The organism is Burkholderia sp. R-40 (assembly GCF_049942845.1).
GTDB lineage: Bacteria > Pseudomonadota > Gammaproteobacteria > Burkholderiales > Burkholderiaceae > Burkholderia > Burkholderia ambifaria.
Window position 1 is genome coordinate 3,314,975 of the sequence record NZ_CP187967.1, and the last position, 12,054, is coordinate 3,327,028.

Annotated in this window: 14 protein-coding genes; 10 read left to right on the forward strand and 4 right to left on the reverse strand. The window is 66.3% G+C overall.

The annotated features are described in order from the left end of the window. Nucleotides 1–37: 37 nt before the first annotated feature. The 5 genes from glmS (at nucleotide 38) to ACP26O_RS15335 (ending at nucleotide 3,472) form a co-directional block, all read left to right on the forward strand. Complete coding sequence (glmS, locus tag ACP26O_RS15315; RefSeq protein WP_426356252.1) at nucleotides 38–1,855, forward strand: glutamine--fructose-6-phosphate transaminase (isomerizing); 1,818 nt, start codon at nucleotides 38–40, stop codon at nucleotides 1,853–1,855. Between the two features lie 151 nt (nucleotides 1,856–2,006). Continuing rightward, the gene (locus tag ACP26O_RS15320; protein ID WP_011658114.1) at nucleotides 2,007–2,372 is read left to right on the forward strand and encodes a type II toxin-antitoxin system RelE/ParE family toxin; all 366 of its coding nucleotides are present in this window, start codon (nucleotides 2,007–2,009) and stop codon (nucleotides 2,370–2,372) included. Beyond that, nucleotides 2,365–2,685 carry a helix-turn-helix domain-containing protein gene (locus tag ACP26O_RS15325; protein ID WP_006760978.1) on the forward strand — a complete coding sequence of 107 codons (321 nt, stop codon included), beginning with the start codon at nucleotides 2,365–2,367 and terminating at the stop codon, nucleotides 2,683–2,685. The genes ACP26O_RS15320 and ACP26O_RS15325 overlap by 8 nt, the downstream gene beginning before the upstream one ends. A gap of 83 nt (nucleotides 2,686–2,768) precedes the next feature. After that, nucleotides 2,769–3,254, forward strand: a complete 486-nt coding sequence (locus ACP26O_RS15330; protein WP_175665694.1) for a hypothetical protein — start codon at nucleotides 2,769–2,771, stop codon at nucleotides 3,252–3,254. Continuing rightward, nucleotides 3,254–3,472 carry a hypothetical protein gene (locus ACP26O_RS15335; protein ID WP_006754617.1) on the forward strand — a complete coding sequence of 73 codons (219 nt, stop codon included), beginning with the start codon at nucleotides 3,254–3,256 and terminating at the stop codon, nucleotides 3,470–3,472. The genes ACP26O_RS15330 and ACP26O_RS15335 overlap by 1 nt, the downstream gene beginning before the upstream one ends. A 91-nt stretch (nucleotides 3,473–3,563) precedes the next feature. Here the strand turns inward: ACP26O_RS15335 and ACP26O_RS15340 are convergent, their stop codons facing one another. Continuing rightward, the gene (locus ACP26O_RS15340; RefSeq protein WP_105834736.1) at nucleotides 3,564–4,400 is read right to left on the reverse strand and encodes an FTR1 family iron permease; all 837 of its coding nucleotides are present in this window, start codon (nucleotides 4,398–4,400) and stop codon (nucleotides 3,564–3,566) included. Between the two features lie 12 nt (nucleotides 4,401–4,412). Next, entirely contained in the window at nucleotides 4,413–4,745 is a 333-nt protein-coding gene (locus tag ACP26O_RS15345) for a cupredoxin domain-containing protein (RefSeq protein WP_006488047.1), read from the reverse strand. Between the two features lie 330 nt (nucleotides 4,746–5,075). Here ACP26O_RS15345 and ACP26O_RS15350 point away from each other — a divergent pair, with 330 nt between their 5' ends. Next, the gene (locus tag ACP26O_RS15350; protein ID WP_105834735.1) at nucleotides 5,076–5,276 is read left to right on the forward strand and encodes a heavy-metal-associated domain-containing protein; all 201 of its coding nucleotides are present in this window, start codon (nucleotides 5,076–5,078) and stop codon (nucleotides 5,274–5,276) included. A 60-nt stretch (nucleotides 5,277–5,336) separates the two neighbouring features. Here the strand turns inward: ACP26O_RS15350 and ACP26O_RS15355 are convergent, their stop codons facing one another. Beyond that, complete coding sequence (locus tag ACP26O_RS15355) at nucleotides 5,337–6,827, reverse strand: aldehyde dehydrogenase (protein WP_175665695.1); 1,491 nt, start codon at nucleotides 6,825–6,827, stop codon at nucleotides 5,337–5,339. An 85-nt stretch (nucleotides 6,828–6,912) separates the two neighbouring features. Continuing rightward, complete coding sequence (locus ACP26O_RS15360) at nucleotides 6,913–7,464, reverse strand: cupin domain-containing protein (protein WP_126228658.1); 552 nt, start codon at nucleotides 7,462–7,464, stop codon at nucleotides 6,913–6,915. A 458-nt stretch (nucleotides 7,465–7,922) separates the two neighbouring features. Between ACP26O_RS15360 and ACP26O_RS15365 the strand changes: the two genes are divergently transcribed. From ACP26O_RS15365 to ACP26O_RS15380, 4 genes are all read left to right on the forward strand, one after another. After that, the gene (locus tag ACP26O_RS15365) at nucleotides 7,923–8,105 is read left to right on the forward strand and encodes a hypothetical protein (protein ID WP_006402789.1); all 183 of its coding nucleotides are present in this window, start codon (nucleotides 7,923–7,925) and stop codon (nucleotides 8,103–8,105) included. A 284-nt stretch (nucleotides 8,106–8,389) separates the two neighbouring features. Beyond that, on the forward strand, nucleotides 8,390–9,175 hold the full coding sequence (locus tag ACP26O_RS15370; RefSeq protein ID WP_175665696.1) for a gamma-glutamyl-gamma-aminobutyrate hydrolase family protein: 786 nt from the start codon (nucleotides 8,390–8,392) through the stop codon (nucleotides 9,173–9,175). Between the two features lie 29 nt (nucleotides 9,176–9,204). Next, nucleotides 9,205–10,542 carry a glutamine synthetase family protein gene (locus ACP26O_RS15375; protein WP_012364877.1) on the forward strand — a complete coding sequence of 446 codons (1,338 nt, stop codon included), beginning with the start codon at nucleotides 9,205–9,207 and terminating at the stop codon, nucleotides 10,540–10,542. Between the two features lie 37 nt (nucleotides 10,543–10,579). Continuing rightward, nucleotides 10,580–12,013 carry an aspartate aminotransferase family protein gene (locus ACP26O_RS15380; RefSeq protein ID WP_175701396.1) on the forward strand — a complete coding sequence of 478 codons (1,434 nt, stop codon included), beginning with the start codon at nucleotides 10,580–10,582 and terminating at the stop codon, nucleotides 12,011–12,013. The last annotated feature ends 41 nt before the right edge of the window (nucleotides 12,014–12,054 follow it).

Here is a 12,054-nt window from a genome sequence, read left to right on the forward strand (position 1 = left end):
CTCCACGGCGCCCGTTTCCACATAGAGGGTAAGTTTCATGTGCGGCATTGTCGGCGCAGTTGCGCAGCGTAATATCGTTCCGGTGCTGATCGAAGGATTGCGGCGCCTCGAATACCGTGGCTACGATTCGTGCGGTGTCGCCGTGCTCGAGCCGGGCGCACCGAAGCGCGCGCGCAGCGTCGCGCGCGTCGCCGATCTCGACGCGCAGGTCCACGAATCGCACCTCGAAGGCACGACCGGCGTCGCGCACACGCGCTGGGCCACGCACGGCGCGCCCGTCACGCACAACGCGCACCCGATCTTCTCGTCGAACGCGCTCGCGCTGGTGCACAACGGCATCATCGAGAACTTCGAGACGCTGCGCGAAACACTGCGTGCGAAGGGCTACGAATTCGTGTCGCAGACCGACACCGAAGTGATCGCGCACCTCGTGCACAGCCTGTATCGCGGCAACCTGTTCGACGCCGTGCGCGAAGCCGTGCAGCAGCTGCACGGCGCGTATGCGATCGCGGTCACCCACAAGGACGAGCCGCACACGGTCGTCGGTGCGCGCCAGGGTTCGCCGCTCGTCGTCGGTCACGGCGACGGCGAGAACTTCCTCGCGTCCGATGCGCTGGCGCTGGCCGGCAGCACCGACCGCTTCACGTTCCTCGAGGAAGGCGACGTGTGCGAACTGTCGCTCGACGGCGTGAAGATCGTCGACCGCCACGGCGCGCTCGCGCAGCGCGAGATCCGCGTCGTCAGCGCGTACGGCGGCGCGGTCGAGCTCGGCCCGTATCGCCACTTCATGCAGAAGGAAATCTTCGAGCAGCCGCGCGCGATCGGCGACACGGTGCCGCAAACCGACGCGTTCGACGCGACGCTGTTCGGCGACGCGGCCCCCGCCGCGTTCGCTGACATCGACAGCCTGCTGATCCTCGCATGCGGCACGAGCTACTACTCGGGCCTCACCGCGAAGTACTGGCTCGAATCGATCGCGAAGATCCCGACCCAGGTCGAGATCGCGAGCGAATACCGCTACCGCGAGTCGGTGCCGAACCCGCGCCAGCTCGTGCTGGTGATCTCGCAATCGGGCGAGACGGCCGACACGCTCGCCGCGCTCAAGCACGCGCAGTCGCTCGGCCACACGCATACGCTCGCGGTGTGCAACGTCGCGACGAGCGCGATGGTGCGCCTCACCGAGATGCAGTTCCTGACGCACGCGGGCACCGAGATCGGCGTCGCGTCGACGAAGGCGTTCACGACCCAGCTCGTCGCGCTGTTCGTGCTGGCCGCGACGCTCGGCAAGCTGCGCGGGCACGTCGACGCCGCGCAGGAAGCGGAATTCCTGAAGCAGTTGCGCCACCTGCCGGCCGCGCTGAACAGCGTGCTCGCGCTCGAGCCGCAGATCATCGCGTGGTCGGAGGAATTCGCACGCAAGGAAAACGCGCTGTTCCTCGGCCGCGGGCTGCACTACCCGATCGCGCTCGAAGGCGCGCTGAAGCTGAAGGAAATCTCGTACATCCACGCGGAGGCCTATCCGGCCGGCGAGCTGAAGCACGGGCCGCTCGCGCTCGTCACGCAAGCGATGCCGGTCGTCACGGTCGCGCCGAACGACACGCTGCTCGAGAAGCTGAAGTCGAACATGCAGGAAGTGCGGGCACGCGGCGGCGAGCTGTACGTGTTCGCGGATGCCGACACGCAGATCGTCAACGACGACGGCCTGCACGTGATCCGGATGCCGGAACACTACGGGCAGTTGTCGCCGATCCTGCACGTCGTGCCGCTGCAGCTGCTCGCGTATCACACCGCGTGCGCGCGCGGCACCGATGTGGACAAGCCGCGCAACCTCGCGAAGTCGGTGACGGTGGAGTAACGCAGGTTCCCCGGACGGGCCGTCGCCGGCCGTCCGGACGCGTATCGGCAGGAAGCAGAGACGAAGCAACGCACGAAGCAGGCCGTTCGGCCAGGTCGAAATATGTACCACGTAGTGGTATATAATCCTGTGCTAACTCGACTGGCTCGACATGTCTGCTTCCGTACGACGCGTGTTCAAGACGAAGTGGTTTCACAAGGCAGCAGGAAAAGCGGGAATCGCCGATCGCGACCTCTGCCGGGCGGTTCGGGAGCTGGCGCGGGGCCAGGGCATCGACCTCGGCGGCAACGTCTGGAAGAAGCGCCTGGACGACAATCGCCAGCGAGGCATCGTGCTGGGCAAGGTCGGGCATACGTGGGTGTTCGTGTTCCTGTTCGCGAAACGTGACCGCGACAACATCGATGCACGCGAGCTGCGCGCCTTCAGGAAGCTCGCCGCGGATGTCGGTCGACACACCGACGTCGACATCGCGACACTGGTCGCACTGAACGAGTGGGTGGAGATTTGCAATGGCTAAGAGTCGATTCAAGAGCGACGCGACGGAGGCGGTCCACAGCGCCGCGTCGGGCCTTTATCGCGCGCAATTGATCGACAAGAAGACGATGCGCGAATACGACGCGCTCTGCATCGAAGCTGCACCGCAGTTCGATCCGGAGGCGATCGCCCGTATCCGCAAGTCGGTCAACGTCAGCCAGAGCGTGTTCGCGCTCTATCTGAACACGACCACATCGACGATCCGCCAGTGGGAACAGGGCGACAAGCGTCCGAGCGGCATCGCCGCGCGTATGCTGCAGATCGTCGAGAAGCACGGGCTCGAGGTGTTCTCCTGAACCGCCTTCCCCGAATGCGCACGGGCGGCCGATCCCGCACCGGATACCGCGACGCGAGCCGCAAGCAAGATGACGGAGAGACCATGGTAAGACTGTTTGGATGCGGATTGCTGGCGCTGACTTTCGCGTCGACGGGCTGGGCGGCCGAGCACTACGTCGAAGTCTGGAACCCGCCCGAGGCGCGGCATCCGGCAGCACGCACATCGGATGCCCGCATGCCGGATGCCCGTATGCCGGCCGCGCGCAGCGGTGCCGACGCGCACGCCGGCGGCAAGGCCGTCGAAAAACATGCGAGCGTGCAGCCGAAGGCCGCGGTCAAGCCGCACAATCGCCGCGTCGCGCAAGCCGTGAAGGCCGCCCCGCATCGTCCGCCCGCCGCGACGGTCGAGGCGCCGGTCGCGCCGCGCCCGGTCGCGCAGCCCGCGCCCGGCCGGCTCACGGTGATGCAGCCGGCGGCGCCCGACACGCCGCACGCGCTCAATTTCTCCCACATCCCGCGGCAATACACGCCGGACGGCAACGTGCTGCGCGTCGGCACGAACGCCCGCTCCGCGAAGGTGACGCGATAATGGAAGCGCAGAGCTATCACGGCTACCAGATCTGGGGCCACGCCATCCTGCAGCAGGACGAGATCCTGCAGCCCGAACGCTTCGCGGCGAGCGGCACGATCACGCAGAACAATCGGCTCGTCGAAGCGTCGGGCGTGCTCGGCGTGTTCGATACCGAGGACGAAGCGCGCGAAGCGGGGCTCGAATGGGCCCGCGCGTGGATCGACGGGCATCGCTGAACGGGCCACGCGCGAACTGCGCGCGAACCGTCAACGCAAAGAACAAGGGGCGTCCACGACGCCCCTTGTTGCATTCAGACCTGCCGCCGGCTCAGGCGACCGGACGCGGCGGCCTCATGGCCGTACGCGGGCGGCCGACGAGCCGCGTGAGCACGACGATCGCGACCAGCGTGACGACGTACGCGACGATCTGGATCCCCGCCGGACGCGCGGTATAACCGACCAGCGTATGCAGCGCCTTGCCGACGATGCTCGATTCCTTGAGCAGCCACGACGTGTCCCACACCGTATCGCCCCACGACGGCACGAGGCCCGCCGCGAGCAGGAAGCCCGCGCACTGGCTCGCCATCCCCGCCGCGAGCAGCACGATCAGCGCGTTGGTGACGGAGAACAGGCGCTTCAGCGGAATCTGCAGCAGCCCCGCGTACATCGCATAGCCGAGCCCGGCTCCGCCGAGCACGCCGAGCAGCCCGCCGACGATCATCTGCGGCGTCTGTCCCGGGTCGCCCGCCGCGATGCCGTACAGGAACAGCACGGCCTCGGAGCCTTCGCGCAACACCGCGACGCCGACCACGATCGCCAGCCCCGTCAGCGGCCGGCTGCCGGCGGCGACGGCCCGCCCGACTTCGCCCATGTGCAGCGCCATCTCGCGGCCGTGGCTGCTCATCCAGATGCAGTGCCACGCCAGCATCAGCGTCGCGACGAACATCACGCCCGCGTTGAAGACTTCCTGCCCCATGCCGGACGCCCATTGCGAAATCACGTCGGCGAACGCGGCGATCAGGCCCGCGCCGATCACGCCGCCGACGAGCCCGCCGCCGACCCACCAGCCGCGCTGCGGCACGCCCTTCGTGGCGGCCATCACGATCGAGACCACCAGCGCGGCCTCGAGCACTTCACGAAAGACGATCAGGGCGGTCGACAGCATGGTGATATCCGCTTACTTGACGGTCAGGTGCGTCTTCGACTGCGCTTCGTGATACTCGTCGTGGAACTCGTAGGTGCCGGCCTTCAGCGGCCCGACGAGAATCTCGACCGACTTGCCGGCCGGCACGACCTTCTCGGCCTTGAAATCGTCGCTTTCAAATTCCGCGGGCGTCGCGTCGAGGTTCTTGACGACGAACTTCACCTTCTTGCCGGCCGGGATCGTCACGCCGTCGGGCGAGAACTTGTGGTCCTTGAGCGTCAGGTTGACGACGTCGTCGGCCGCGAAGGCGGACGTTGCCGATGCGCCCAGGAGGGCCAGTGCGAAGCCGATGGCGAAACGAGTCATGGTGGTAATGAAAAGAAATATCGAGGGGAATCGATACTAAGATCGATTCGCATTTTCAACTCGGAGTACCCTTACTCGGATCATGGAGATCGTGCGGCGTCGATTCCGCATGCGCCTTGCCGCGCAAGGCTTCGCCGGAGTTCGCCAACAATGCGCAGTCGTCAATCGGGAGAAGTTCGGGATGACGCGCGCAGGTAAGCCGCCCATTCGTCAGACTTCATGTTTACAAATAGCTGTTGCGTGACCGCACGTCATGAACGCGCTTGACCTTCCCACCATGGCAAGCTTCAAGCTGAATGTACTCGTCAATCGTCAACTCAGGAGAACACGATGGAATTCGAAGTCCAGGACATGACCTGCGGCGGCTGCGCCAATGCGATCACGCGCGCCGTGACGGCGGCGGACCCGGCCGCGAAGCTTGACATCGACGTGGCCGCGAAGCTCGTGAAGGTCGAATCGGCGCAAGGCGCCGCGCGCGTGCAGTCGATCATCGAGGCCGCGGGCTTCCACCCGGCCCTGCGCTCGGCCTGACGCGGGTGCATCGCACGCGGGCGCAGTGCCGGTCGGCACCGCGCCCGCACACCGGCCGCGTCAGCGCAGCCGGATCAACGTCGACTTCAGTTCGGTGTACTTCTCGAGCGCGTGCAGCGACTTGTCGCGGCCATTGCCCGACTGCTTGTAGCCGCCGAACGGAAAGTTCATGTCGCCACCCTCGTCATAGCAGTTCACCCACACCGTGCCCGCGCGCAGCCGGCGCGACACGTCGTGCGCGGTCGTCAGATCCGACGTCCACACGGCCGCCGCGAGCCCGTACTCGGTATCGTTCGCGATCCTGACTGCCTCGTCGACGTCGTCGAACACGATCACCGACAGCACGGGACCGAAGATCTCCTCACGCGCGATCCTCGCATCGGGCTTCACCTCGAACACCGTCGGCTCCACGTAGAAGCCGCCCGATGCCTCGTTCACGCGTGCGCCGCCCGTGACGAGCGTGCCTTCCTTGCGCCCTGCGTCGATGTAGCCGAGCACGCGCTCGAGCTGGACGCCGTCGACGATCGCGCCCATCGATACCGCCGGATCGAGCGGGTTGCCCGGCACGTACGCACGCGCGGCCGCGACCAGCTTCTCGATGAACGCATCCTTGATGTCGCGATGCACGAGCAGGCGCGAGCCGGCCGTGCACATCTCGCCCATGTTGTAGAAGATCGCGCCGGCCGCGGCCTGCGCGGCGCGGTCGAGATCCGGACAATCGGGCAGCACGATGTTCGGCGACTTGCCGCCGAGTTCGAGCCACGCACGCTTGAGGTTCGACTGCGCGGCGTACTGCATGATCAGCTTGCCGACCGCGGTGGAGCCGGTGAACGCGATGCAGTCGACGTCGCGATGCAGCGCGAGCAGCTTGCCCGGTTCGCCCGCGCCCGGCACGACGTTGAACACGCCGGCCGGGATGCCGGCTTCGAACGCGAGCTGCGCGACGCGGATCGCGGTGAGCGGCGACTTCTCCGACGGTTTCAGCACGACGCTGTTGCCGGCCGCGAGCGCCGGGCCGAACTTCCATGCGGCCATCAGGATCGGGAAGTTCCACGGCACGACGGCCGCCACCACGCCGACCGGCTCGCGCGTGACGAGACCGACGAGATGATGGTCGGCCGGCGCGACTTCGCCGCCGACCTTGTCGATCGCTTCGGCGAACCACTCGACGCAATACGCGGCGCCCGGCACGTCGACCGTCGTCGTATCGCCGATCGGCTTGCCCGCGTCGAGCGTCTCGAGCAGCGACAGTTCGTCGAGATGCTCGCGCATCAGCGCGGCCCAGCGCAGCAGCACGGCCTTGCGCGCGCGCGGGTTCAGCCCGGCCCACACGCCGGCGTCGAACGCGCGGCGCGCGGCCGCCACCGCGGCGTTCACGTCGGCTTCGCCGCAGTCGGCCACCTTCGCGAGCACGCGGCCGTCGATCGGGCTCACGCAGTCGAACGTCTTGCCGCCGTGCGCGTCGCGCGACGCGCCGTCGATGAATGCGCGCCCTTCGATCTCGAGCGACGCCGCCTTGTCCTGCCAGTCAGCCAAAGTCAACTTGTTCATCAGGATGCCTCAATTGTCGTGGCATTCGCGCAGCAGCGCGCCGCGCAATGGCAACACTGCCGACGGCGAATGCGGTGATGCGCGGTCAGAAGGTGGCCGGCGAATTGGCCGACACGACCTCGCAGAGCTGTTCCGCGCTGGGATTGCGAAAACGGTGCGGCAAACGGCTTTCGAAGTAGTAGCCGTCCCCGGGATCGAGCAGCCAGGTCGCGCTGTCGACGGTGAGCTCCAGCCGGCCCGACACGACCACGCCGCCCTCGTGCCCCGCGTGCACGAGCATCTCGGGCCCCGTATCGGCAAGCGGCTGGTAGATCTCGCGCATGATGCACATGTTGCGATCCTTCACGCCGGCGCCGACGAGGTGAAACGCGAGCGTTTCGTTGCCGAGGTTCGGCATCTCGTCACGGCGCGACACGACCGAGCGCGACTCGACCAGCTCGAACGTGAAGAACTCCGCGAGACTCATCGGGATGCATTCGAGCAGCTTCTTCAGCGAGCCGACCGACGGGCTCACGCGGCCTTGTTCGATCAGCGAGATCGTGCCGTTGGTCACGCCGGCCCGCTTCGCGAGTTCGCGCTGCGACAGGCCATGCTTGTTGCGCACGAAACGCAGGCGCTCGGCGACTTCGGTGGACATCGATTCGGTTTCGGACACGATAGTAGTGCGGTGAAAAGGTGAAGCGACGCGTGGGGCAGCCGTTGAATATTCTAATCACTTTATGCCGCGCATCAGCGGGGAAAACCCTGAAAGGCGTTCGAAATAATGAACACCCGACACCGCATTCCATTTACGAATATTTTGTTCGGAGTGCCCCGGGAAAGCCCTGACACGGGACCGTCAAAAAACATTTGACGCCGTTTTTGACTCGTATATGCTGGCTCTCAGGTCAACATCATTGACCATTCGTCGGCACCGAAACACGTTATCGCAACGTAAAAAACGATGCCGACCGATGCAAATGACGCAGGCCCGACACCTCGATTATTTTAAACGCCCCGCGCGCCGAAACGATCAGGTGTTCAATACTTTCAACAAACCAGTCGAGTGTAATCGTGAGAGTCCGTGGCCCTCTGGTGAGGTGGGATCGAGGCGATGTGCGAAGTTTGCGCAGCGCTGCTCCCGCTTCCGATGGCAGTTGCGGCTGGCATAGTCCTCGCCTGCTGCACCTGTCGATCTACACCATCCTGTCCCGTCGTTCCGTTCGGCGTCACAACGCCGTATCCGCACGTGCATTCGTGGCCGTCGATACCGACGAAGTCGCGTCGCTGCTGCCATAGCGCCTCTCCCCCTTTTCTCGTCGTTCGTTTCAGCTGCCTGTTCGTCTGCCGCCTCTTTCGCGCGGTGACGGAACGCGTTCGCGCATCGATTGCCGCGTCACGCATCGCAACGAAACGAACGACGGCCTGACCGTCGCGCACAGCGCGGGCCGCCACGCGACCCCGTCGTGCCCATTCATCAGCGGCCTTCGCGCTCTGCGCCAGGCTGCAGGGCTTTGTCGTGCCCGCGTTTTTGCGTCTTCGCGCAACGCACGTGCAAGCCTTATGGACAACTGATTGACGTCATGGAAAGGAAACCCCTCGTCGGCATCACCGCCGACTTCACGCAGCTCGGCGCACACGCGTCGCACACGGTCGGCGACAAGTACGTCGCGGCGATCGTCGACGGCGCGCACGCGTTCGCGATGGTGCTGCCCGCGCTCGGCGATCGGCAGTCGGTCGACGACGTGCTCGACACGGTCGACGGCCTGCTGTTTACCGGCAGCTATTCGAACGTCGAGCCGCATCTGTACGGCGGCGAGCCGAGCACACCCGGCACGAAGCACGACCCTGCACGCGATGCGACGACGCTGCCGCTGCTGCGCGCGGCGATCGTGGCGGGCGTGCCGGTGCTCGCCGTATGTCGCGGCTTCCAGGAGCTGAACGTCGTCTGCGGCGGCACGCTGCATCAGCGCGTGCACGACGTGCCGGGCCTCGCGGATCACCGCGAGGACGACACCGCGCCGATGGAATCGCAATACGGCCCCGCGCACATCGTGCACCTGACACCCGGCGGCAAGCTGCATGCGCTCGCCGACGGACGCGACGAAGTGCACGTGAACTCGCTGCACAAGCAGGGCATCGCGCAGCTCGGTTCCGGCCTCGCCGTCGAAGCCGTCGCACCGGACGGCCTGATCGAGGCCGTGAGCGTCGTCGATGCACCGGCTTTCGCACTCGCCGTGCAATGGCATCCGGAATGGCGGCATGCGCAGGACCCGCTGTCGAGCGCGATCTTTCGCGCGTTCGGCGACGCCTGCCGCGCCCGCCGCGCCGCCCGCACGCATACCACGGCCGCTGCCGCGCTCGCCTGAGCGCGCCGACCCACACAACGAGAACGGACATGCAAGACATGGAAGACTTTCTGAGACAGCACCGGATCACCGAAGTCGAGGCGATCATCCCCGACATGGCCGGCATCGCACGCGGCAAGATCACGCCGCGCAACAAGTTCACGTCCGGCGAATCGATGCGCCTGCCGCAGGCCGTGATGGTGCAGACCGTCACCGGCGAATATCCGGAAGATGGGTCGCTGACCGGCGTGACCGACCCCGACATGGTGTGCGTGCCCGACACGTCGACGATCCGCCTGATCCCGTGGGCCGTCGACCCGACCGCGCAGGTGATCCACGATTGCGTGCATTTCGACGGCTCGCCGGTCGAGATCTCGCCGCGCTACGTGCTGCGCCGCGTGCTCGCGCTGTACAAGGCGAAGGGCTGGAAGCCGGTGGTCGCGCCCGAACTCGAGTTCTACCTCGTCGACATGAACAAGGACCCGGACCTGCCGCTGCGCCCGCCGGTCGGCCGCACGGGCCGCCCCGAAACGGGCCGCCAGTCGTATTCGATCGAGGCCGTCAACGAGTTCGATCCGCTGTTCGAGGATATCTACGAGTACTGCGAAACGCAGGGGCTCGACATCGACACGCTGATCCACGAAGTCGGCGCCGCGCAGATGGAGATCAACTTCATGCACGGCGACGCGCTGTCGCTGGCCGACCAGGTGTTCCTGTTCAAGCGCACGGTGCGCGAGGCGGCGTTGCGCCACAACATGTACGCGACGTTCATGGCCAAGCCGATGGAAGGCGAGCCGGGCTCCGCGATGCACGTGCACCAGAGCATCGTCGACGAGGAAACGGGCCGCAACCTGTTCACGTCGCCGGAGACGGGCGGTGCGACGTCGCTCTTCTACAACTACCTCGCCGGGCTGCAGAAGTACACGCCGGCCCTGATGCCGATCTTCGCGCCGTACATCAACTCGTATCGCCGGCTGTCGCGCTTCATGGCCGCGCCGATCAACGTGCAGTGGGGCTACGACAACCGCACGGTCGGCTTTCGCATCCCGCATTCGGGCCCGGCCGCACGCCGCATCGAGAACCGGATCCCGGGCGTCGACTGCAACCCGTACCTCGCGCTCGCGGCGACGCTCGCGGCCGGCTATCTCGGCATGACGCAGCGCCTCGAGCCGACCGAGCCGCTCGTCAGCGACGGTTACGACCTGCCGTACCAGCTGCCGCGCAACCTCGAGGAAGGGCTCACGCTGATGGCCGCGTGCGAGCCGCTCGGCGAGATTCTCGGCCACAAGTTCCTGAAGGCGTATTTCGCGCTGAAGGAGACCGAATACGAAGCGTTCTTCCGCGTGATCAGCTCGTGGGAACGCCGTCATCTGCTGCTGCACGTGTAAGCGCGCGCACGAACGTACCAACGAATACGGAGGAAACATGACGTACCGCAACGAATCAGCGTGGATCCAGCCGGCCGCACCGGCTGTCGCACCGCGCACGACGCAGGCCCGCTCGACCGCCGAATACCGCGCGCTCGACGCCGCGCATCACATTCACCCGTTCTCGGACATGGGCGCGCTCAATCGCGCGGGCAGCCGCGTGATCGTGAAGGCCGACGGCGTCTACCTGTGGGACTCCGACGGCAACAAGGTGATCGACGGGATGGCCGGCCTCTGGTGCGTGAACGTCGGCTACGGCCGCAAGGAACTCGCCGACGCCGCGTACCGCCAGCTGCAGGAACTGCCGTTCTACAACACGTTCTTCAAGACCACGCACCCGCCGGTGATCGAGCTGTCGGCGCTGCTCGCCGAAGTCACGCCCGCGGGCTTCAACCACTTCTTCTATTGCAACAGCGGCTCGGAAGGCAACGACACCGTGCTGCGCGTCGTGCACCAGTACTGGCGCGTGCAGGGCAAGCCGCAGAAGAAGTTCGTGATCTCGCGCAAGAACGGTTACCACGGCTCGACGATCGCGGGCGGCACGCTCGGCGGGATGGGCTACATGCACGAGCAGATGCCGTCGAAGGTCGAGCACATCGTGCACATCGACCAGCCGTATTTCTTCGGCGAGGCGCAAGCCGGCGAGACGCCCGAAGCGTTCGGCCTCGCACGCGCGCAGCAGCTCGAGGCGAAGATCCTCGAGCTCGGCGCGGAGAACGTCGCCGCGTTCATCGGCGAGCCGTTCCAGGGCGCGGGCGGCGTGATCTTCCCGCCGTCGACGTACTGGCCGGAAATCCAGCGGATCTGCCGCAAGTACGACATCCTGCTCGTCGCCGACGAAGTGATCGGCGGCTTCGGACGCACCGGCGAATGGTTCGCGCACCAGCACTTCGGCTTCGAGCCGGACCTGATCACGATGGCCAAGGGCCTGACGTCGGGTTACGTGCCGATGGGTGCGGTAGGCATTCACGAGCGCGTCGCGCGCCCGATCATCGACAACGGCGAATTCAATCACGGCCTCACGTACTCGGGGCATCCGGTGGCGGCGGCCGTCGCGGTCGCGAACCTGAAGCTGCTGCGCGACGAAGGGATCGTCGAGCGCGTGAAGAACGACACCGGCCCCTACTTCCAGGCGCTGATGCGCGAAACCTTCGCGCGTCACCCGATCGTCGGCGAGGTGCACGGCCACGGCCTCGTCGCGAGCCTGCAGCTCGCCGAAGCGCCGGCCGAACGTCGGCGCTTCGCGAACGGCGGCGACGTCGGCACGATCTGCCGCGACTTCTGCTTCAACGGCAACCTGATCATGCGCGCGACCGGCGACCGGATGCTGCTGTCGCCGCCGCTCGTGATCTCGCGTCAGGAAATCGATGAACTCGTATCGAAGGCGAAGAAGGCCGTCGATGCGACCGCCCAGCAACTGGGCCTTTCGTAACGACCTTGCCTACGGGCGTGCGGCGGGCGCCGTACGCCACC

Excerpts from the sequence above, each read along its gene's own strand:
- ACP26O_RS15380 (WP_175701396.1), top strand. The coding sequence starts at position 10,580 with ATGACGTACCGCAACGAATCAGCGTGGATCCAGCCGGCCGCACCGGCT.
- glmS (WP_426356252.1), top strand. The coding sequence starts at position 38 with ATGTGCGGCATTGTCGGCGCAGTTGCGCAGCGTAATATCGTTCCGGTG.
- ACP26O_RS15345 (WP_006488047.1), bottom strand. The coding sequence starts at position 4,745 with ATGACTCGTTTCGCCATCGGCTTCGCACTGGCCCTCCTGGGCGCATCG.
- ACP26O_RS15325 (WP_006760978.1), top strand. The coding sequence starts at position 2,365 with ATGGCTAAGAGTCGATTCAAGAGCGACGCGACGGAGGCGGTCCACAGC.
- ACP26O_RS15330 (WP_175665694.1), top strand. The coding sequence starts at position 2,769 with ATGGTAAGACTGTTTGGATGCGGATTGCTGGCGCTGACTTTCGCGTCG.
- ACP26O_RS15360 (WP_126228658.1), bottom strand. The coding sequence starts at position 7,464 with ATGTCCACCGAAGTCGCCGAGCGCCTGCGTTTCGTGCGCAACAAGCAT.
- ACP26O_RS15340 (WP_105834736.1), bottom strand. The coding sequence starts at position 4,400 with ATGCTGTCGACCGCCCTGATCGTCTTTCGTGAAGTGCTCGAGGCCGCG.
- ACP26O_RS15350 (WP_105834735.1), top strand. The coding sequence starts at position 5,076 with ATGGAATTCGAAGTCCAGGACATGACCTGCGGCGGCTGCGCCAATGCG.
- ACP26O_RS15320 (WP_011658114.1), top strand. The coding sequence starts at position 2,007 with ATGTCTGCTTCCGTACGACGCGTGTTCAAGACGAAGTGGTTTCACAAG.
- ACP26O_RS15335 (WP_006754617.1), top strand. The coding sequence starts at position 3,254 with ATGGAAGCGCAGAGCTATCACGGCTACCAGATCTGGGGCCACGCCATC.
- ACP26O_RS15375 (WP_012364877.1), top strand. The coding sequence starts at position 9,205 with ATGCAAGACATGGAAGACTTTCTGAGACAGCACCGGATCACCGAAGTC.
- ACP26O_RS15370 (WP_175665696.1), top strand. The coding sequence starts at position 8,390 with ATGGAAAGGAAACCCCTCGTCGGCATCACCGCCGACTTCACGCAGCTC.
- ACP26O_RS15355 (WP_175665695.1), bottom strand. The coding sequence starts at position 6,827 with ATGAACAAGTTGACTTTGGCTGACTGGCAGGACAAGGCGGCGTCGCTC.